This is a genomic window from Enterobacter cloacae complex sp. I1M (assembly GCF_014982425.1).
GTDB classification, from domain to species: domain Bacteria; phylum Pseudomonadota; class Gammaproteobacteria; order Enterobacterales; family Enterobacteriaceae; genus Enterobacter; species Enterobacter intestinihominis.
Genome location: NZ_JADCLG010000009.1, coordinates 72128 through 93537, shown reverse-complemented (window position 1 = coordinate 93537; position 21410 = coordinate 72128). Strand labels below are relative to the sequence as shown.

Below are 21410 nucleotides of genomic sequence, written 5' to 3'. Positions count from 1 at the left end.
TTTACCACTGGAGAGCGCATTGAAAACAGCACTGCTTCTTGAGAGGCTGCAAAATCAGCTGATCGCGCTGCGGGCGCAGGCCACACCGCTGATGGGACATGCTACGCTGAAACCGCGCTTTGATCGGCAGCTCTTCCGCACCCGCAGTACCGTCATTCAGGATTACCTTGCTGAGATGCAGACCAACCTCGACGAGCTTCGCCACGCGGTTGAGAGTGAACAGCAGGAACAGGTGGTGTGGCTTGCGGAGCATCTTACCGAGCAGATCACCGCCCTGCACCGCGAAATCGCCGCCTGGCCGCTACGGGCGTGGGACAGCGCCTCGCCTGGGCTCGGAAAATGGCAGCGCAAGCGGCTGGAGAACCAGGAGTTTGAGCGGCGTCTGTTTGAGATGAAGTGTGAGCGCGAAGCCCGCCTGACCACCAGCGAAACGCTGCAACAGCAGCAGTTATTAATGCGTGAAATCAGCGCGCTGGAAGGCCGCATCGTCCGCTGCCGTCAGGCGCTGGATGATATTGAACGCGTCATTGAACGCCTGACCCGTTAACAGGAGCCACTAATGTCACTGGAAAATGCCCCCGACGAGGTCAAGCTGGCCGTCGATTTAATTATGCTGCTGGAGAATCACGAGATCCCGGCGGAGACGGTGCTGAAAGCGCTGGAGATTGTGCGGCGGGATTTTGAGGGAAAGGTGAAGGCCGGTTGCCCTCACCCTCACCCTAGCCCTCTCCCTGGAGGGAGAGGGGACCGTTAGGTGCGGTTTGAAAGATCTGCCCTGATTCGCTTTTTACCCTCTCCCCTCTGGGGAGAGGGCAGGGTGAGGGGCGGAGTTTTCGTCACCCTTAATCTCGCGCTTCACTTCCGTATGTTCGTCACCTTTCTCGTTACGCAGGTGAACCTCAAGCTGATTGAAGGCGATATTAATGTTGTTTTCACGGCACAGACGGTCAATGGTGCGGTTCAGCTCATCGACGGTGTAGCTGCGATCGCGTAGTTCGCGTACGTACAGGCGCAGCTCATGATCCAGCGTGCTTGGCCCGAAGGTGGTGAAGAACACGTCAGGCGCAGGATCGTGCATCACTTTAGGATGTGATTTCGCGGCTTCCAGCAGGACCTCTTTCACTTTATCCAGATCTGAACCATAGGCCACCCCGAGTCGGACCACCACGCGCGTCGTAGTATCCGAAAGCGACCAGTTGATCAGTCGCTCGGTCACGAAGGCTTTGTTCGGGATGATCACCTCTTTACGATCGAAGTCAGTGATGGTGGTCGCACGAATACGGATCTTGCTGACGGTCCCGGAGAAGGTGCCGATGGTGACGGTATCGCCGATACGCACCGGACGTTCGAACAGGATTATCAGGCCAGAAACAAAGTTACCGAAGATCTCCTGCAAGCCGAAGCCCAGACCTACCGACAGCGCCGCCGCCAGCCACTGGAGTTTATCCCACGAGACGCCCAGCGAGCCGAATACCGTCATCGCCCCGACAATAATAATGACGTAGTTCAGGATGGTGGTAATGGCATACGACGCCCCCTGACGCAGGTTCAGCCTTGAGAGCACCAGCACTTCCAGCAGACCAGGCAGGTTGCGGATCAACGCCCAGGCCACCACCGACGACACCAGCGCAAAGAGCAGGCTGCCCATGGTGACGCTTTTCATTACCGCAGCGCCCGCTTCGGTACCGTTGTATTGCCAGAGGGTGATACTGTCGAGGTAGGCGAAGACGGTAATTAAATCAGACCAGATGGCCCAGAACATCACCGCAAACAGCGCAATCATCACCAGCATGGTAATACGCATCGTTTGCTGGTTGACCTGCTCCAGGGCAATGGTCGGCTCTTCCTGCGGCTCAGCCCCTTCAGCCCCCTCTTTAACCTGATGCTGTCGACGGGCAACAGCACGACGATACGCAATGCGGCGCGCCGCCACGCTCAAACCGCGCAGCACGGTCTGGAACAGCAGGTTCCACAGGATCACCAGATACACGGTTTCAATCCAGCGGCCTGACAGACGAAGCGTGGTATAGAAGTAACCCGTTGCCGTCAGCACCATCAGCGCCAGCGGAATGATCGCCAGCACCGTTACGGTAACCAGACGAAGATTGTGGGACTCTTTATCACGCCAGCTGTCGCGGCACATCGGCCACATCAGGACGGCTATCAGCAGCAGGTTCAGCATAATTACCAGCTGTCCCAGCACGTCATCCATCAGATGCAGCGGCGAAAGCTCGGCCACAACGGACCAGAAGTGCAGCGGCAACAGCGCGAGGCTGATACGTACAATCTGGCGACGCCAGTGGCTGGTGAGTTTCTCCGGCATGTTGAAGTGTCGGACCGCGACGCCGTCTTTTTCCAGCACTTTCCAGCACAGACCAAACACCAGCCAGAACAGCGCCAGCTTTTTGCTGAACGCCCACAGCAGGTCGCTGATATTGAGCTGCATGGTCAACAGGATCAGGCCGACGGCGAGGATCAGCAGGCAGACCGGCAGAGCACGGATCAGATCGATCAGGATCGCTTTCGGTGTGTGCAGCTGGCTGTCGTTACGCAGTTGCCCCACTTCCGAGGCCAGCTTCGCCTGGTACTGCTTCAGCCATTTCAAACGCCAGCGTATTACTCCGGCGATGAGCAGCAAAGGCAGACCCGCAAGGAAGGCAATCATTACCGCAGGCCAGGCTTTCTCCCAGTTCACGGTAATTTTCATGCTTTTGATCTGGGATTTCAGCGTTTCAGGGAAAGATTTAAACCAGTCCCAGTCCATGGGTTTGTTGCTGTTCACCCAGAAAATCTGCTGGGTCAGGATCTCCTGGAGGCTTTTAGACACGCTCACCAGCTGCTGCTGGTTGATTTGCAGGTTAATCGCCATCATCAGCTGGTTGCCCAGTTGCTTATTAAGCTGATCGAGCAGTTCGCGGCGCATATCCACAACCTGCAACAGCGCGTCGTGAACTTCACCGTTTACTTCACTTGAATGGCCTTCTTCCACTTTGGCAACAAACGTATCGCTCTGGAACAGGGCATCGCGCTGCTGGTTAACGTCAAACTGTTCAAGACGCAAATCCGCAATGCGGTTGGTCATGTCTTCCAGCTCGTCGGCGGACGGCAGCGTCTGCTGCTGCTGGTAAAGAATGCGCGACAGCAGCAGGCTTCCCTTCAGGACGGCAATCTGCTCTTTGACATTGCGCTCAGCCTGCAAAGCGCGATCCAGCCAGTTTTTGACTTTAATATTCTGCTGCACCAGCGCGCTGCCGCTTTCAGTCGCCTGAATCAGGCGCTCGCTCAGCTGATGGTTAATTTCCAGCTCCTGCTTCACCAGCGGATTGGCCTGGATACGCGCCGTTTCGTCTGGCGAGACCGCTTCCTGCGCCGTTTTTTCGGTCAGCGTCAGGCGCTTGCTGTTCACCGCCTCCTGCAACAGCTGAAGCTGATGCTCGAGCCGGTTGATATTCGCGTTCACGTAGTCACGCTGTTTTTGCAGCGCATCCTGCAACACCGTGTTGCCTTCCAGACTCTTACGCTGCTGTTCAATCTCCGCGTTCAGCAGCGTCTGCTGGATGTTCAGCAGCGTTTGCTGGGTCGGTCGAAGCGCCCCTTCCCCCACGGTAATGCCATTCAGACGGTTACGTATCTGCTGTAGCTGTTGCGATGCAGAATACATGGCGTTCTGCACGCGCTCAGGCTGGGTTTGCAGCGAAACCAGCTGGCTGTTATAGGTCGAGAGATCGGACTGCGCCGTTTGCAGATCGTCCAGCAGCTGCGCCACGCGCGACTCGAGCTGGCGCAACGAAAGCGTGGCAAGCGTTTTTCGGGTTTCATCGTCGTTATCAACGTCGCTAAGCGCGTTCAGGGCCTCCGTTGCTTTACGCATGTTCTCCGGCGCCTGAGCGACCTTCTGCCGCAACTGGGCCGTTTCGGCTTTGATGCGATCGATCTTATCCAGCGTATCCAGGGTTTCCGTCAGGTCCTGCTGAACGAGCTTTTCCTGGGCGGAGAGTTCTTTTTGTTTATTCAGGGTGTCGAGTTGCGACTGAACCTCGGCACGCGTCGGGACGTCACTGCCGTTGTCTGCACGGGCCCAGGAATGCGGTGCGGCTGCAAAGAAAAACAGCAGGATCAAAAAAACGGCCAGAACAAAATGTGTCGAGCGATAGGTGTGCAGCATAGTCGTGAATGTGATCTGAGAAATGACCGAAAATAGTCGGGCGTGAAGAATATCACGCCCGGCTAAAGCAGAATAGCGGGAAGGTAATCCTCTAAGACATTTCCTGGAAAGATTCAGGCAGTAAGCGGCGCTCCCTCGCTGCGGAGGGTCGGGCAAAGCTGGCACATCTCCAGGAAAATCGCGACGTAGCTGCGCGCCTCTGATTTCAGATCGAACGACTGCGGGGCGAAAAGCCAGTTTTCCATCAGGCCGGAAATATAGCTGCGCATCAGGATCGCCGCCCGGCGCGTTAACAGCGTAGCGGGAAGCATGTCGGCCTGCATACATTCCTTAAGAACTTGCTCGATGCGATCGTAGCTTTCCAGACACAGGTCGCGCTGCGCCTGCTGAACCACCGCCATTTCGCCAACAAACTCACATTTATGGAAGATGATTTCCATCATCAGACGTCGGCGTTCTTCCACAACAGTCGCTTCAAGGATATATACTAATATTTCTCTTAATACTGAGAGTGGATCGTGAGGGAATTTTGCCCGATACTCACTCTCAAGATCGCTGATGCTGGACTCTGAAAGCTCCCAGATTTCACCAAACAGATCTGACTTGTCTTTAAAATGCCAGTAAATCGCTCCCCGCGTGACGCCCGCGGCCTGAGCAATCTGCGCCAGCGAGGTTGCCGAAACACCCTGCTGTGAGAACAAACGCATTGCCACATCCAGAATGTGTTGTCGGGTTTCCAGCGCTTGTTGTTTGGTTTTTCGTGCCATACGTTGATGAATTTACAGGAGTCAGATTTACATACATTTATGAATGTATGTACCATAGCATGACGATAATATAAACGCAGCAATGGGTTTTTAGACTCAGGACCCTTGATCAATTTGAAATCGGACACTCGAGGTTTACATATGAACAAAAACAGAGGGTTAACGCCTCTGGCGGTCGTTCTGATGCTCTCAGGCAGCTTAGCGCTTACAGGATGTGACGACAAAGAGGCTCAACAAGGAGCTCAGCAGGTGCCAGAAGTTGGCGTCGTGACGCTCAAATCCGAACCTCTCCAGATGACAACAGAACTACCGGGCCGCACCAGCGCCTATCGCATTGCAGAAGTACGTCCGCAGGTGAGCGGTATCATCCTGAAACGTAACTTCACCGAAGGCGGTGATGTGAAAGCAGGTGAGTCTCTTTATCAGATTGATCCAGCAACCTATCAGGCGTCTTATGAGAGCGCTAAAGGCGATCTGGCGAAAGCAGAAGCGGCAGCCAAAATTTCGCAACTGACGTTGAATCGTTACAAGAAACTGCTCGGCACGCAGTACATCAGCCAACAGGATTACGATTCTGCCCTGGCCGATGCACAGCAAGCCAATGCAGCCGTTGTGGCGGCGAAAGCGGCGGTAGAAACCGCGCGTATTAACCTCGCCTACACCAAAGTGACCTCCCCTATCAGCGGTCGTATTGGTAAATCAGCCGTCACCGAAGGTGCGCTGGTGCAGAACGGTCAAACCAACGCGCTGGCCACCGTGCAGCAGCTTGACCCGATCTACGTTGACGTTACACAGTCCAGCAACGATTTCCTGCGTCTCAAACAGGAGCTTGCCAGCGGACAACTGAAACAGGAAAACGGTAAAGCCAAAGTTGAACTGGTTACCAACGACGGTATCAAGTTCTCACAGACAGGCACACTGGAATTTTCTGATGTGACCGTCGATCAGACCACCGGCTCTATCACCATCCGGGCTATTTTCCCGAATCCGGATAAAACCCTGCTGCCGGGTATGTTCGTACGCGCCCGTCTTGAAGAAGGGACTAACCCAAGCGCCATTCTGGTTCCGCAGCAAGGCGTGACCCGTACGCCACGCGGCGATGCGAGCGCGCTGGTTGTGGGTGCCGATAACAAAGTCGAAACACGCAATATCACTGCAACGCAGGCGATTGGCGACAAGTGGCTGGTAACGGAAGGTCTGAAAGATGGCGATCGCGTGATTATTACTGGTTTGCAAAAAGTTCGTCCTGGCGCGCAGGTCAAAGCTCAGGAAGTGAAATCTGACGACAAACAACAAGCATCGGCCGCTGGCCAGTCAGAACAAACCAAGTCTTAACTTAAACAGGAGCCGTTAAGACATGCCTAATTTCTTTATCGATCGCCCCATATTTGCGTGGGTGATCGCCATTATCATCATGCTGGCCGGGGGACTTGCGATCCTGAAGCTGCCTGTTGCGCAATATCCAACGATTGCGCCGCCGGCAGTGACGATCTCCGCAACCTACCCGGGCGCTGATGCCAAAACGGTGCAGGACACCGTTACGCAGGTTATCGAACAGAACATGAACGGTATCGATAACCTGATGTACATGTCCTCAAACAGTGACTCAACCGGTACAGTTCAGATTACCCTGACCTTTGAATCAGGTACGGATGCGGACATTGCGCAGGTTCAGGTGCAGAACAAACTGCAGCTGGCGATGCCCCTGCTGCCGCAGGAAGTGCAACAACAGGGTGTGAGCGTCGAGAAATCGTCCAGTAGCTTCCTGATGGTTGTCGGCGTGATTAACACCGATGGCACCATGACGCAGGAAGATATTTCCGACTACGTGGGCGCCAACATGAAGGACGCCATCAGCCGTACGTCTGGTGTGGGTGACGTTCAGCTGTTCGGTTCACAGTACGCGATGCGTATCTGGATGGATCCGAATAAGCTGAACAACTTCCAGCTGACCCCGGTTGACGTGATCAGCGCAATTAAAGCGCAAAACGCCCAGGTTGCAGCCGGTCAGTTAGGCGGCACGCCGCCGGTGAAAGGCCAGCAGCTTAACGCGTCTATCATCGCGCAAACGCGTCTGACCTCGGCGGATGAGTTCAGTAAAATTCTGCTGAAGGTGAATCAGGACGGTTCGCAGGTTCGCCTGCGTGACGTGGCGAAAGTGGAGCTGGGTGGCGAGAACTACGACGTTATTGCGAAGTTCAACGGTAAACCGGCTTCCGGTTTAGGTATCAAACTGGCGACTGGGGCGAACGCCCTGGACACCGCGACGGCTATCCGTGCAGAACTGAAGAAGATGGAACCTTTCTTCCCGTCAGGTCTGAAAATTGTTTACCCGTATGACACCACGCCGTTCGTTAAAATTTCGATTCACGAAGTGGTAAAAACCCTGGTTGAGGCGATCATCCTCGTCTTCCTGGTAATGTACCTGTTCCTGCAAAACTTCCGCGCAACGCTGATCCCAACCATCGCCGTGCCGGTTGTACTGCTCGGCACCTTCGCGGTTCTGGCGATATTTGGCTATTCGATAAACACCCTGACGATGTTCGGGATGGTGCTCGCCATCGGCCTGCTGGTGGATGACGCCATCGTAGTGGTCGAAAACGTTGAGCGTGTGATGGCGGAAGAAGGCCTGCCGCCGAAGGAAGCAACCCGTAAATCAATGGGCCAGATCCAGGGCGCGCTGGTCGGTATCGCGATGGTTCTGTCTGCGGTATTTATCCCGATGGCCTTCTTCGGTGGTTCAACCGGTGCGATTTACCGTCAGTTCTCTATTACCATCGTTTCCGCGATGGCGCTGTCGGTGCTGGTAGCCCTGATTCTGACGCCAGCTCTGTGTGCGACCATGCTGAAGCCGATTAAGAAAGGTGGCCACGGCGAGCACAAAGGGTTCTTCGGCTGGTTTAACCGCATGTTTGATAAGAGTACGCATCACTACACCGACAGCGTGGGGAACATCCTGCGCAGCACCGGTCGTTATCTGCTGCTCTATATCATCATCGTGGTGGGCATGGCTTTCCTGTTTGTTCGTCTGCCAAGCTCGTTCCTGCCAGATGAAGACCAGGGCGTGTTCCTGAGCATGGCTCAGCTTCCGGCGGGTGCGACGCAAGAACGTACGCAAAAAGTGCTGGATGAGATGACCGACTACTTCCTGACCAAAGAGAAAGACAACGTCGAATCCGTGTTTGCGGTTAACGGCTTTGGCTTCGCGGGTCGTGGTCAGAACACCGGTATTGCCTTCGTTTCTCTGAAAGACTGGTCCGAACGTCCGGGTGATGAGAACAAAGTTGAAGCCATTACCAACCGGGCCATGGGTACCTTCTCACAGATTAAAGATGCGATGGTCTTCGCCTTTAACCTGCCAGCGATTGTTGAACTGGGTACGGCGACCGGCTTCGACTTCCAGCTGATTGACCAGGGCGGTCTGGGCCACGAAAAACTGACTCAGGCGCGTAACCAGCTATTTGGCGAGGTGGCTAAACACCCTGACCTGCTGGTGGGCGTGCGTCCTAACGGTCTGGAAGATACGCCGCAGTACAAGATCGATATCGACCAGGAAAAAGCACAGGCGCTGGGTGTGTCCATCAGTGACATCAATACCACGCTGGGTGCAGCCTGGGGTGGCAGCTACGTCAACGACTTCATCGACCGTGGTCGCGTGAAGAAAGTGTACGTCATGTCCGAAGCGCAATACCGTATGCTGCCGAACGATATCAACAACTGGTACGTTCGCGGCAGCGATGGCCAGATGGTGCCGTTCTCCGCCTTCTCAACTTCGCGCTGGGAATACGGTTCGCCGCGTCTGGAGCGTTATAACGGCTTGCCTTCGATGGAGATCCTCGGTCAGGCGGCGCCGGGCCGAAGCACCGGTGAAGCCATGAACCTGATGGAAGAGTTGGCCAGCAAACTGCCTGCGGGTATTGGCTACGACTGGACCGGTATGTCCTATCAGGAACGTCTGTCCGGTAACCAGGCCCCTGCCCTGTACGCCATTTCACTGATTGTGGTGTTCCTGTGTCTGGCGGCATTGTATGAGAGCTGGTCGATTCCGTTCTCCGTTATGCTCGTGGTTCCGCTGGGGGTTATCGGTGCGCTGCTTGCCGCAACCTTCCGTGGGCTGACTAACGACGTTTACTTCCAGGTGGGCCTGCTGACAACCATTGGCTTGTCGGCGAAGAACGCGATACTTATCGTCGAATTTGCCAAAGATCTGATGGAGAAAGAAGGTAAAGGCCTGATTGAAGCAACGCTTGAAGCCGTTCGTATGCGTCTGCGTCCAATCCTGATGACGTCCCTGGCGTTTATCCTCGGCGTTATGCCGCTGGTTATCAGCTCAGGCGCAGGCTCCGGCGCACAGAACGCGGTAGGTACCGGTGTAATGGGTGGTATGGTCACTGCGACCGTTCTCGCCATCTTCTTTGTACCGGTGTTCTTCGTGGTGGTACGTCGCCGCTTTAGCCGCAAAAATGAAGATGTGGAGCACAATCATTCGGTAGAACATCACTGATACCGGTTTCACATGATAAAAAGGCCGCATTTGCGGCCTTTTTCATTTTCAGAAAAATTCATAAAATAGTCTTATTGTCGTTTTATTTATTTTCACCCGTCCTGATAAGACTTATCATAATAATCCGATAAGCTAATCGTAGAATTCAGCATTCTTTTTATATCAATTCATCGCCTAAAATATTCGGACAAATCCTAAATCATCGTAAATGCCGAAGACATCTGAATCCGGACTTCAATTGAAACATTGCGCTAACTCAATGAATCTTAAGGAACGGATTAAAAAAAGGGTTTCTCTCGATAAAAGTGTTCGCGTCTGAGGTCACATTTGCGTAAGCGCTCGCAAGGAAACGTTTTAATTGTAATTTTTCGTAATAGCGCGGTGAAATCCTGATCAGAGTGGCTTATAGTTAGAGTTATCAGGAACACAGCTCCCGTGTGGCTAAGCAAGTTGTATCCATCCCGACATGATGTTCGGTGAGTAAAAAATCACTCAGAAGGGGATGCGCTATGGACGAGTACTCGCCAAAAAGGCATGATATCGCGCAGTTGAAATTTCTCTGCGAATCCTTGTACCATGACTGCCTTGCCAATCTTGAAGAAAGTAACCATGGCTGGGTGAACGATCCAACGTCTGCGATCAATTTACAGCTTAATGAGCTGATCGAGCATATCGCAACCTTCGCACTTAATTATAAAATTAAGTACAATGAAGATAATAAGTTGATAGAGCAAATTGATGAATACCTGGACGACACCTTTATGTTGTTCAGCAGCTACGGCATTAACGCACAGGATTTGCAGAAATGGCGTAAATCAGGAAACCGTCTATTTCGCTGCTTCACGAATGTCAGCAGAGCTAATCCGGTTAGTCTTTCCTGTTAAAATTATTACAAATACTAAGGTGAATTTTATGTCTGATAAACCATTAACTAAAGTCGATTATTTGATGCGCCTGCGACGCTGTCAGTCAATTGACACGCTCGAACGTGTTATTGAGAAAAATAAATACGAGCTGTCTGATAATGAACTGGCGGTATTTTATTCAGCTGCCGACCATCGTCTTGCTGAACTGACCATGAATAAACTCTATGACAAGATCCCCTCTTCGGTATGGAAATTTGTTCGTTAGTCGTTGAAGAGAGACTTTAAGGCACTACGCCCGTTGTTAAGCTGAATTTACCTTTCGTATTACGCTTCAAGTGCAAACGCCAGGTCCCCGTATAAAACGTATTTATACGCAAGAATGTTGTGACTCCCGTCACAGCCACTTTTAGGGAACGTTCCCTTTCTGGCTAATCCTCTTTACGCTACGTAAAACGATTCCAGAGAGGTTCCCATGAGTGAAGAAAAACAGAAGATGATTGCCGGTGAATATTATCGCCCCGGCGATGACACGCTGAGGGCTGACCGTTTACGCGCTCGTCATATTGTTCACCGCTATAACCATACCGCACCCGATGAGAAGGCCGAACGTCGCGCCTTATTATCTGACCTGCTGGGTCAAAGCGAAGGCGCTTATATTGAGCCGAGTTTCCGCTGCGACTACGGCTATAACATCTATCTGGGCAACAATTTTTACGCCAACTTCGACTGCGTCATGCTGGACGTCTGCCCTATCCGCATTGGCGATAACTGTATGCTCGCACCGGGGGTGCACATTTATACGGCCACGCATCCTCTGGACGCGACCGAACGTAACAGCGGGCTGGAGTATGGTAAATCGGTCACCATAGGCCATAACGTCTGGATCGGCGGACGCGCGGTGATTAATCCGGGCGTGACCATTGGCGATAATGCGGTTATCGCTTCCGGCGCGGTAGTGACCAAAGACGTGCCGGCCAATGCGGTAGTGGGCGGGAATCCGGCGAAAATCATTAAAATGATCTAAGCGCATCCTGAGTAACTGTTATGCTTTTTCCTGGCATAACTGTTACTTTCATCGCATAAACCCCTCTCATAAAATAGGCAGATCACCTGTATTTTTAACAATCATAAAGGCAAAAAATGACAGAGATACAGCGCCTGCTTACCGCCACCATCGACGAGCTCAATACCCGCGAAAAGCGCGACAATCGTCCGCGCTTTAGCATCAGCTTTATTCGCAAACATCCCGGATTGTTCGTCGCCATGTACGCCGCCTGGCTGGCAACGCTTATCGTCATGCTGAAGTCTGAAACGCTGGTCGATTCCGTCTGGCTGCTGGTTGTGCTGTTCGTGGTGTTTAACGCGTTTTTCTTTTTCGACGTCAATCCGCGTTACCGGTATGAAGATATCGACGTACTCGATTTCCGCGTCTGCTACAACGGGGAGTGGTACAACACGCGTTACGTGCCGAAGGAGCTGATCGACAGCATCCTGCACTCGCCGGCTGTCGAAGCCGGGCAAAAAGAGAAGTTGCAGAAAATGGTCATCACCAAGGGCCAGCTCTCTTTTTATGATGTCTTTACCCTTTCCCGCCCCGCTGCTGTGTAATGAGCGCCTGAAGACGTCGAATACCCGGCGCAAACTGCGAAGCAGAGGTATTGCCGTAACCTAAAACCAGACCGGTTTGCCCCTGCGTCGTCTCAAGGTAGTACCCGCTCAGTGCAGCGGGTGCCAGCTGAAACGCTCTTGCCTGCTCCACCAGCCGCTGGTCGTCGATACCGTCAATCGCCAGCGCCAGGTGCATCCCTCCTTCTCCGGCAAGAACACGGTGCGGCGTATGAAGCTCTGCACTTAGCACCTCCCGCAGCTGGCGGTATCGCTTACGATAAAGTCGGCGCATGGCGGCAAGATGTCGCGCATAGTGGCCTTCCTCAATAAATAGCGCCAGGGTGCGCTGTTCAGCGCGATGCCCGCCGCGCAGCAGCGAGCCGATGGCCGGACGCGCTGCCTTCGCCAGCGCTGGCGGTAATACCATGAACCCCATTCTGAGCGACGGAAACAGCGTTTTGCTGAACGTCCCCAGATACACAACGGGCGCATTGTTGACCATTCCCAGCATCGCCGGTACGGGCTCACCGGCATAACGGAATTCGCTGTCGTAATCGTCCTCAATGATCCACGCGCTGTGCTGCCGGGCCAGTTCCAGCAGCGCCAGACGCCGCCGCGCGCTGAGCACGCTTCCGTAAGGGAACTGATGCGATGGCGAGGTAAAAATCAGCGTGGGTGAAGGCGCACACAACCCTTCCCAGCACATCCCCTCGTCATCAACCGGTATGCCGCTCATCGCCAGGCCGGTTTTGACGAAAGCGCTTTTAGCGCCGCTATAGCCGGGATTTTCAACCCAGGCGACATCCCCCGGCTCGCTTAACAGCATCGTGCACAGATTGACGCCCTCCAGTGCCCCTTCGGTTATCACAATCTGGCTGGCATCGCAGTCAATGCCGCGGGAGAGCGCAAGATGGCGGGCAATGGCGGCCCGTAGCGTCGGCTCGCCGGCCGGGTCACCATACCCTAACAGGGCGCTCCCCTCCTCGCGCAGGACGCGATCGTATAACCGCCGCCACAGCGGCAAGGGGAAATAGTTGATGGCAGGCGTTCCTGGCGTAAATGCCATCACCGGAGTGTCGCGCGGCACAGGCGCGGGCAGCAGGGCAACACGTTTTGTCAGCCTGACGTCCGGGTCCGGTAATGTCCGGGCAATCGTACGATGAGCGAATTGCCCCACCCGCGTACCCTGGCGGCTACGCAGCAAATAACCTTCGAGCGTGAGCTGGTCCAGCGCCGCATTAACAGTGTTTCGGGACACCGAGATCTGCTGCGCCAGCGTTCGCGAGCCGGGCAAATGACTGCCGGACCGAAGCCTTCCGCACAGTATGGCCTCCCGCAAAGCAAGGTAGAGCGCGCGCTGGAGCGTTTCTTCCCCACGTTTTTTCAGCGCAGCATGGAGCAGGGTGTATAGCTCATCACCCGGTATATTCATCTTTACCTCCTCGTGGTACCAGCAAAACATAGCCTGCTGGTTCTTTTTAAGGAACCAGTAATTCACTAATCTGGAGATCTTTTCAACATCGTGGAAATAAAGATGAGTGTATTCAATGAGTTTGGACAACCTGTAGGGGAAAGCCTTACCGACTGGCAGCCTCGCCCGCACCCGTCCCGGGTGGTACTTCAGGGTCGCTATTGTCGGCTTGAGCCGCTGCGCGTGGAGCATGCCCACGCGTTGTTCTCTGCGTATTCCCTGGCCGGAGATACCCGAAGCTGGACGTGGCTGCTGCGTGAACCCGATGCCACCGCAGAGGAGTTTGCCGAATGGGTGGCGAGCGTGAGCAAATTATCCGATCCCATCCACTTTAGCGTTATCGATAACCAGACCCAATCTCCTGTCGGGACGCTGTCCCTTATGCGGATCGATCCTAAAAACGGCGTTGTAGAAGTGGGACATGTTCACTTCTCGTCACTGTTAAGCCGCACGCCCATGTCGACAGAAGCGCAGTATCTGCTGATGCGGTACGTGTTCGATACCCTGGGCTACCGACGTTATGAATGGAAGTGCAACAGCCTGAACGACCCCTCCCGCAAAGCGGCCCTGCGTCTTGGCTTTCAGTTTGAAGGGCGTTTTCGCCAGGCGCTGGTCATTAAAGGCCGAAACCGGGACACCGACTGGTTTTCAATTCTCGACAAAGAGTGGTCAGCGCTGGCGAGCGCGTTTGAAAGCTGGCTTGCCACCGACAATTTTACCGTCGATGGCAAACAGAAAAGATCCCTGGAAAGCTGGCGAGAAACGCGCGTCTAGCGTCTTTTTTTACGCCCCTGCACCGCCTTAAAGCGCGGGTTAGATTTGCAAATCACGTATAAGCGTCCCTTGCGTTTGACTATCTGGCAATCCGGGTGACGCTGTTTTGCACTGCGCAATGAGTTAAGCACCTGCATGATTAGCCTCGCTTCGCATCAAGAAAGCCACCAAAACGCTTGCGGAAGCGTGCCGCGCTGCCATCCGTCGAGAAGGTCTTCTGCTTCCCGGTATAAAACGGATGTGATTTAGAGGAGACATCAAGAGTAACGTAGGGATACGTTTTCCCCTCAAGCTCAATTTCACGGTCTGTCTTAATCGTTGAGCCAACTTTAAAATATTCATTAGCCGTGGTGTCGTGAAACACAACGGTGCGATAGGTTGGATGGATATTCGGTTTCATCTCTGGCCTTCATGTATTGTTATAACATAACAAAATACTATCTGAGCTTTGCTGCAAAAACAACCCCTGTGACGCACAGCCTGTTTTTGAAAGGTTTTTTCAAATACTGCCAGAGACTGTTACATGCTATAACTATATCATTTAGCGATAAAAAATTTTTCATCTGGCGCGCAAACTCCATGCCCTGGTCGGGCATATGGAAAGGATACAGCAGCATGCGAACCCGACATCTGGTCAGCCTGGTGACAGGCGTACTGATCTTCTCTGTGCTGGTCCCTGTGTGCCTCAGTATCTGGCTGGCGCATCGTCAGGCAGAGGCGAAATTTGTGGATGCACTGGACAGATATGCCTCGCGCGTCCTGATCCGTACCGACAGAGTCGTTGCGCAGGCAAAACAGGCGCTCACGCACCTACAGTTGTTCAACGCCCCGCCCTGCACTCCTCCGCACTTACGCGAAATGCGTCGTGTCGCGTTCTCATGGCGCTATATTCAGGAAGTGATGTATATCGATAACCTGAAGCCGCTCTGCTCCTCTCTGGAACAATCCAGTAATACGGCGATCTTACCGCCCCCGATGCGGATCACCGCAGACGGATATAGCGCGTGGCTCACCTCGCAAAACGACCTCGGCATTCACCGTTATATGGCCGTTCTGGGGAAAGGACATTATCTGGTAATGGTCGATCCGGCGTCGCTTGTGGATGTTGTCCCGTTCGGTGACATTTCGATGGATGCCGCCCTGGTGGGCAGCGAAACCCATCGGATATTTGCCAGAAGCAATATTCTCGACCCGTATATTCTTTCTGTCGTTAAGGAGCAGCAGGACGTTAAGCGCGTGCAATACAACGGCTCGATGTACGTGTTGAAACCGGTGCCAGAACTGGGGCTTACGGTTATTGCCTGGGCATCGTTAAAACCGCTCGCGGCATCCTGGCATCAGCAGCTGATCATCTGGCTACCGGCAGGCATACTGATAAGCCTGGTTGCAGCCCTTATTGTGCTTCGCATCCTCCGCCGTTTGCTTTCCCCGCGTAACCGGCTGATCGACGCGATCAACAACCGGGAGATCGAGGTTCACTATCAGCCCATTGTGGCGCTATGCAGTGGAAAACTGGTGGGTGCAGAAGCGCTGATGCGCTGGCCGCAGCCAGATGGCAGTGACCTGTCGCCTAATCTCTTTGTTCCCCTGGCGGAGCAGACGGGGCTTATTTCAACGCTGACACAGCTGGTGGTGAATAAGGTGTTTGAGGATTTAGGTGCCTGGCTGCATCATCACCCGGAACTGCACATTTCTGTCAACCTTGCACCATCCGATTTAACGTCCCCCGAGCTGCCTCGCCTGCTGAGTCAATTGCTCAACAAATGGGGCGTCCACCCGCGCCAGATCGCCCTTGAATTGACCGAGCGCGGCTTTGCCGATCCTGCCGTCAGCGCCCCTGCCATCGCTGCGTTTCGGCGCTCCGGGCATGCCATCTACATTGATGATTTTGGTACGGGTTACTCCAGCCTGAGCTATTTGCAGGATCTTGATGTCGATACCCTGAAGATTGATAAATCCTTTGTGGACGCGCTGGAGTATAAGAACGTGACTCCCCACATCATCGAAATGGCCAAATCGCTTAAGCTGGCGATGGTCGCAGAAGGCATTGAAACTGAAGGGCAGCTCGAATGGTTGCATCGCCACGGCGTGCAGTACGGACAGGGCTGGTATTTCAGCAAGGCGCTGCCTAAAGAAGATTTCATTCGCTGGGCCGAGCACAACCTAAGGAAATAAACCCATTACGCGGTGTTACGTGCGGCCACGACAGTGGCCGCACGTTTCGGCTCAGCCGTTCTGCTGCCAGCAAAACGTGTAGCGCAGCCGACGGTTTTGCAGAATGAAGGCGGGAGCTACGCTCGGGCTCCATGAGTCGTCCCCCCCCACGCCCATGTGGAAGGCATCAAGATTCAACCAGCAGCCAGCCTCTTCCCGCAGCAAGTGCTGATGCGTTGTCGTATGCAGTTGCTGCTGGCTGTAACGGCTCAGGGAGAAATGGAACTGTCCCTGGAAGTGATGTGAGCCAAACGTCAGCTCACGGGTGTCGCAGCGTAAACCGTTCTCCGTCGGGAAGATATACGGCGTCTGCATGGCGTCCAGCGGTAACGCCCAGCGCCCCTGCTGCGCCGCCAGTTTTCTGTCCGGATAGTTCTCCAGCGGGCCCAGCCCCAGCCAGCGCACCGTTTGCGGGATATCCGCCAGCATAACGCTCAGGCCCACGCGAGCGGGTTCAGGAATGTCAGACGCCACCGTCACCTGCACATCACCGTGCAGTAACCCGTGGTCATCAATCCGCCAGACCTTGTAGCTGATAAACAGCGCTTTACCCTGATGCTCCCAGACGTGCTGCGTGGTCACCACCACCTCACGGGCATGCTGCTCCGCTTCACACTGGATAAGGCGCGAGGATATCTCATACATCCCTGCCGCTTTCCAGCGTTCCACCCACGCGTTCGGATCGATGCGGGTCGCCTCGCTGACGCCAATGTCATTATCCAGCGGCGCCCGGGTAAAGTTATCCGTTAGCGGGGAACGGAGCGTTTCAGCGCCCGCGTTCCACCACTGGGTCAGGTTGCCGGTGAGACGGCTAAACTGCCAGCGCTGCTGCTGATGAGTGATGTCCAGCACCTCGTCCTGCACCGTTAACTGTGGTGGGGTTCCGTCTGCTTTCGGTGGCGTAAGGTACAGCGGAGCCGGGAGCGGCCACTGATCCCAGGCACAACGGTGGCCGGACGGCGACCACGGCGTGGCTTGCGGCTGAACGATCTCCACGTTGAGCCAGACCTCGCCCGGCTCAGCGACAAGTTCAGGCTGCGGGATCTCCACGCGCTGTGTCCCCTGGGGCGCAACAGAAAGGGTTATTTCGCCGGAAGCCAACACCACACCGTCACGCGCCACCGACCATCGCAGACTCTCGTTGTCAGTATGACGGAACAGATAATCGCTCTGGATATCAACGAGCAGCGGAGCGGTGCTCACCAGCGTAAAGGTAAAGAACTGCTGGGCACGCTGTGCCTCGTAAAGGGCGGGATGCGGGGTGCGATCGGGAAACACCAGCCCGTTGAGGCAGAACTGACGATCGTTGGGCTTATCGCCAAAATCGCCGCCGTAGGCCCAGAATGCCGTGCCGTCTTCCGCTTTTTTCGTCAGCGCCTGATCGACCCAGTCCCAGACAAAGCCGCCCTGCAACCGGGGATGGCTGCGGAATGCCTGCCAGTAGCTGGCAAAGCCGCCAAAGCTGTTACCCATCGCGTGGGCATACTCGCACAGGATCAGCGGACGGGTTTCGTCCGGCATACCAATCCACTTTTTAATCGACCACTTTGGCACCGCCGGGAACGGCTGATCCTGATCGACGCGGGCATACATCGGGCAAATAATATCAGTTGCCGCCGTACTGGCCCCCCCGCCTTCGTACTGCACCGGCCGCGTGGGATCGGTGCTTTTCAGCCAGCGGTACAGCGCATCGTGATTCGCCCCATGCCCGGACTCATTCCCCAGGGACCAGATTATGATGGACGGATGATTCCGGTCCCGCTGCACCATACGCGTGACGCGTTCGCTCATGGCAGGCAGCCAGCGCGGATCGTCCGCCAGGCGGCTCATCGGCACCATGCCATGGGTTTCAATATTCGCCTCATCGACCACGTACAGGCCGTAGCGATCGCAAAGCGTGTACCACAGAGGGTGATTCGGATAATGCGAGCAGCGCACGGCATTGAAGTTATGCTGCTTCATCAGTTCGATGTCGCGGCGCATGGTCGCCTCATCCATCACCTGCCCCTTCTCAGGATGATGTTCATGACGGTTCACGCCGCGGATCAGCAGCGGTTTGCCGTTAAGCTTCAGCAGGCCGTTGCTGATTTCGACGCGTCTGAAACCGACATCGCAGGCTTCAGTCTCCAGCATGTTGCCCTGCACATCCCGAAGCGACATGGTCAAACGATAGCGTTCCGGTGTTTCAGCGCTCCACAGCGCGGGATTGTTCACGGGTATCGCCACCGTGAGCCGCTCCGCCCAACTGCCGCGTTCGTCCACGATGGCCGATCCGGGCTGTTGCGTGATTTGCGCGCAGGCTTCGCCGTTACGCCACAGGGTAAACGCCACCTCGCATTCGGCATAGCGTAAGCCTTCCAGCGCAACGTCAACCCGGAGCAGCGCCCGATCGCATTCGGCATTCAGATCGGTCACGATCTGATAATCGGCAATCTGCGTTTCCGGCTTGTGCAGCAGCGAGACGTCACGGAAAATGCCGCTCATCCGCCACATGTCCTGATCTTCAAGGTAGCTTCCGTCGCACCAGCGTAACACCATCACCGCCAGGCGGTTCTGCCCCGGTCGCAGCACCGCGCTGAGGTCGAACTCCGCAGGCAGACGGCTGTCCTGGGAATAGCCTATCCACTGGCCGTTACACCACAGATGAAAAGCTGAATTCACCCCATCAAAGATAATGCGGGTTTGCCCGCTGAGCAGCCAGGCATCATCCATCTCAAATGTGAGCGAGTAACAACCGGTTGGGTTTTCAGCCGGTACATAGGGCGGGTTCACATTTATCGGATAGGTGACGTTGGTGTAGATGGGGGTATCGAATCCCTCCATCTGCCAGTTCGACGGCACGGGCATCTCAACGGCATCAGACAGATCGTCCGTTACCCATGCCTCGGGCACCTGCTCTGGTGCCGGGAAAAAGCTGAATCGCCAGATGCCGTTAAGCAGACGCTTGCTCAGCGAAGGCTTATCCTCCCGGGCGAGGGTTTCATCGCGCCAGCTATGAAAAGGCGCGTGTGCGGCCAGACGATTCCACTGCGTCACGCCCGGGTTTTCCCAGTCACGACGAGCCAGAATTGCGCTGAGGGTCAGCGGCAATGTGGAAGACATATCATCCTCTTTGCGAAGCGCTCACAATTTTAGTCAACATGCCATGGTAAACGGTGGCGGTAAAGACTTTGATCGTCACCAGGCGAGCACGATCACAAAAGCGCTAGCTGCGCGCCAGTTTCTCCGCCAGCAGCGCCAGCGTTCTTAGCTGTTGCGCCAGCTCTTCACGATCGGCCTGTTGTACGGCGCGCGGCGCGGTGGAATGACGAACGATCAACGTAACGGGAAGTTGTTGTTGCCAGGGTTCGGCGTGACGGGCAGTTGCCAGGAGCCACTCCACGCTGCGTTCACCGGCCTCGCGGAACGCCTGCCGAACGGTGGTCAGCGGAGGGGAAAACCACGCGCTGTCAGCCGTATCATCAAACCCGACAACCGAGATCTGCCCCGGTACCGCAACGCCTTTTTCCGCACAGGCGCGTAAAACGCCAAGCGCCATCTGATCGTTCGCCACAAGGATCGCTTCCGGCAGCTGTGCGCCCGCCAGAAGCTGATGCCCTTTCTCGTAGCCCGAGGCCGCGCTCCAGTCGCCCTGCGCTACCGCAAACGCCTCCACGCCAGCCTGAGCCAGCGTAGTTTTCCATCCCGCCAGGCGAGCCCGGGCAGAGACAGAACTTTCCGGCCCGGCGAGCAGCGCAATTCGCCGGTGCCCCAGCGAAAGCAGATGCTCCGCCCCCAGGCCAGCGCCCTGTTCAGCATTGAAAACGAGGCTGTTAACCCGAGCTGTGGGGGAAACATCAAGAAAAAGAACCGGGGTCGGCGAGGCCATTTCCTGAAGCATTTCTGCCTGAGCATCTTCCAGCGGAACGTTCACCAGCAGCGCCTCCACGCGCTGCGCCAGTAACTCCTGCAAAGCAGCCTGACACTGCGCGGGCTGCTCCACCATAGAGATGAGCACGCCAGCCCCCTGCTCCACTGCCCGGGATTTTACAGCTGAGGCGATTTGCGACGGCGCATGCAGCGCCAGATCGCTGGTCATCAGCCCCAGCGTGCGAGTGCGTTTCCCGGCCAGCTGCTGCGCGCCACGGTTAGGTACATAATGTAGCGCCGCCATGGCCTGTCGGACCTTTTCCCGCGTACGGGCAGAAACGTGTTCCGCGTCGTTAATCACCCGGGAAACGGTCTGATAAGAAACGCCCGCTACGCGGGCAACGTCATAAAGAGTGATCGCTTTCATAGATTCTGGCGTCGTAAAAGGTAGTCACTATTCTGACACAGTTACGCCATTATAGCCTGTGAGCGCTTCGCAAAATTAAGCAATCCGCTCCGGCTGCGCGGCTTTCTGCATGCGCGGTCTCTGGCGAAACCACGGCAAACAAAGCTGGATCAGCGGGCCGATGGTTAACGCATACAGCACGGTTCCGACGCCAAACGCTCCCCCGAGGAGATAGCCGACAATCAACACGGTCACCTCGATTGCGGTACGCACGCTGCGGATCGACCAGCCCAGCCGGGCGTGTATGCCGGTCATCAGACCGTCGCGCGGGCCTGCGCCAAAACCCGCGCCGATATACATTCCGGTGGCAAGGGCGTTAACCACAATGCCGGAAACCAGCAGGGTGATGCGCACGGGCAGCGAGGTGAGTTCCGGGATCAATGCCATTGACGCATCTGCCGCCAGGCCAATACAAATCACGTTACTGACCGTACCCAACCCCGGAAGCTGACGCAGCGGGATCCATAGCAGCAGCACCGCAGCCCCGGTTAAAATCATCACCGTGCCGATGCTCATTCCGGCCTGGATGGCGACGCCAAGGTGAAAAACATTCCAGGGATCAACACCCAGATCCGAACGAATAAACATCGCGGTTGAAAGTCCGTAAAGGGCTAAACCGACATAAAGTTGTACCAGACGACGCACCATTTTCTCTTCTCCGAAGAACCAGCTTCCATCTTCGCTGAAAATGGCACTATGATTAATGTCCAGTTTTCAAATAGTGGA

The 21410-nt window shown here is 55.2% G+C and carries 18 protein-coding genes; 10 read left to right on the top strand and 8 right to left on the bottom strand.

Annotated elements, in window-relative coordinates; all coding sequences use genetic code 11:
- Window positions 1-19: 19 nt before the first annotated feature.
- Window positions 20-547 carry a primosomal replication protein N'' gene (gene priC, locus INF86_RS04645; RefSeq protein WP_193543266.1) on the top strand — a complete coding sequence of 176 codons (528 nt, stop codon included), beginning with the start codon at window positions 20-22 and terminating at the stop codon, window positions 545-547.
- A gap of 12 nt (window positions 548-559) precedes the next feature.
- Complete coding sequence (rsmS, locus tag INF86_RS04640) at window positions 560-754, top strand: pleiotropic regulatory protein RsmS (RefSeq protein WP_022647275.1); 195 nt, start codon at window positions 560-562, stop codon at window positions 752-754.
- Window positions 755-787: 33 nt separating this feature from the next.
- On the opposite strand, the gene mscK is transcribed toward rsmS, so the two are convergent.
- Window positions 788-4165: a mechanosensitive channel MscK gene (gene mscK, locus INF86_RS04635; protein WP_046620519.1), complete on the bottom strand. Its 3378-nt coding sequence runs from the start codon at window positions 4163-4165 to the stop codon at window positions 788-790.
- A gap of 113 nt (window positions 4166-4278) precedes the next feature.
- Complete coding sequence (gene acrR / locus INF86_RS04630; protein WP_032624732.1) at window positions 4279-4932, bottom strand: multidrug efflux transporter transcriptional repressor AcrR; 654 nt, start codon at window positions 4930-4932, stop codon at window positions 4279-4281.
- A gap of 141 nt (window positions 4933-5073) precedes the next feature.
- Between acrR and acrA the strand changes: the two genes are divergently transcribed.
- The 6 genes from acrA (at window position 5074) to INF86_RS04600 (ending at window position 11910) form a co-directional block, all read left to right on the top strand.
- Entirely contained in the window at window positions 5074-6267 is a 1194-nt protein-coding gene (gene acrA / locus INF86_RS04625) for a multidrug efflux RND transporter periplasmic adaptor subunit AcrA (RefSeq protein WP_022647272.1), read from the top strand.
- A 22-nt stretch (window positions 6268-6289) separates the two neighbouring features.
- Window positions 6290-9436 (top strand): multidrug efflux RND transporter permease subunit AcrB, encoded by a 3147-nt coding sequence (gene acrB, locus INF86_RS04620; RefSeq protein ID WP_023299464.1) that lies wholly within the window; start codon window positions 6290-6292, stop codon window positions 9434-9436.
- A 509-nt stretch (window positions 9437-9945) separates the two neighbouring features.
- Window positions 9946-10320, top strand: coding sequence for an Hha toxicity modulator TomB (tomB, locus tag INF86_RS04615; protein ID WP_006809850.1), 375 nt, complete (start codon window positions 9946-9948; stop codon window positions 10318-10320).
- A 28-nt stretch (window positions 10321-10348) separates the two neighbouring features.
- Window positions 10349-10567, top strand: a complete 219-nt coding sequence (locus INF86_RS04610) for an HHA domain-containing protein (protein WP_015571250.1) — start codon at window positions 10349-10351, stop codon at window positions 10565-10567.
- 207 nt (window positions 10568-10774) lie between these two features.
- Entirely contained in the window at window positions 10775-11326 is a 552-nt protein-coding gene (gene maa, locus INF86_RS04605; protein ID WP_023305596.1) for a maltose O-acetyltransferase, read from the top strand.
- 116 nt (window positions 11327-11442) lie between these two features.
- Entirely contained in the window at window positions 11443-11910 is a 468-nt protein-coding gene (locus INF86_RS04600) for a YlaC family protein (RefSeq protein WP_022647269.1), read from the top strand.
- Here the strand turns inward: INF86_RS04600 and INF86_RS04595 are convergent.
- Window positions 11882-13342, bottom strand: coding sequence for a PLP-dependent aminotransferase family protein (locus INF86_RS04595; RefSeq protein WP_023299463.1), 1461 nt, complete (start codon window positions 13340-13342; stop codon window positions 11882-11884). The genes INF86_RS04600 and INF86_RS04595 overlap by 29 nt on opposite strands.
- Window positions 13343-13444: 102 nt before the next feature.
- On the opposite strand from INF86_RS04595, the gene INF86_RS04590 reads away from it, so the two are divergent.
- The gene (locus tag INF86_RS04590; RefSeq protein ID WP_193543265.1) at window positions 13445-14155 is read left to right on the top strand and encodes a GNAT family N-acetyltransferase; all 711 of its coding nucleotides are present in this window, start codon (window positions 13445-13447) and stop codon (window positions 14153-14155) included.
- Here the strand turns inward: INF86_RS04590 and ykgO are convergent.
- Together ykgO and INF86_RS04580 are read right to left on the bottom strand one after the other, a co-directional pair.
- Entirely contained in the window at window positions 14152-14292 is a 141-nt protein-coding gene (ykgO, locus tag INF86_RS04585) for a type B 50S ribosomal protein L36 (RefSeq protein WP_003859006.1), read from the bottom strand. The two genes, INF86_RS04590 and ykgO, sit on opposite strands and share 4 nt — an antisense overlap.
- 2 nt (window positions 14293-14294) lie before the next feature.
- Window positions 14295-14555: a type B 50S ribosomal protein L31 gene (locus INF86_RS04580; RefSeq protein ID WP_015571255.1), complete on the bottom strand. Its 261-nt coding sequence runs from the start codon at window positions 14553-14555 to the stop codon at window positions 14295-14297.
- A gap of 215 nt (window positions 14556-14770) precedes the next feature.
- Here INF86_RS04580 and INF86_RS04575 point away from each other — a divergent pair, with 215 nt between their 5' ends.
- The gene (locus INF86_RS04575) at window positions 14771-16330 is read left to right on the top strand and encodes an EAL domain-containing protein (RefSeq protein ID WP_063199709.1); all 1560 of its coding nucleotides are present in this window, start codon (window positions 14771-14773) and stop codon (window positions 16328-16330) included.
- Between the two features lie 51 nt (window positions 16331-16381).
- Here INF86_RS04575 and INF86_RS04570 read toward each other — a convergent pair whose 3' ends face one another.
- From INF86_RS04570 to INF86_RS04560, 3 genes are all read right to left on the bottom strand, one after another.
- Window positions 16382-19471, bottom strand: coding sequence for a beta-galactosidase (locus tag INF86_RS04570; RefSeq protein WP_193543264.1), 3090 nt, complete (start codon window positions 19469-19471; stop codon window positions 16382-16384).
- A gap of 103 nt (window positions 19472-19574) precedes the next feature.
- The gene (locus INF86_RS04565; RefSeq protein WP_022647264.1) at window positions 19575-20645 is read right to left on the bottom strand and encodes a LacI family DNA-binding transcriptional regulator; all 1071 of its coding nucleotides are present in this window, start codon (window positions 20643-20645) and stop codon (window positions 19575-19577) included.
- Between the two features lie 75 nt (window positions 20646-20720).
- Window positions 20721-21332 carry a YitT family protein gene (locus INF86_RS04560; protein ID WP_022647263.1) on the bottom strand — a complete coding sequence of 204 codons (612 nt, stop codon included), beginning with the start codon at window positions 21330-21332 and terminating at the stop codon, window positions 20721-20723.
- Window positions 21333-21410 lie beyond the last annotated feature (78 nt).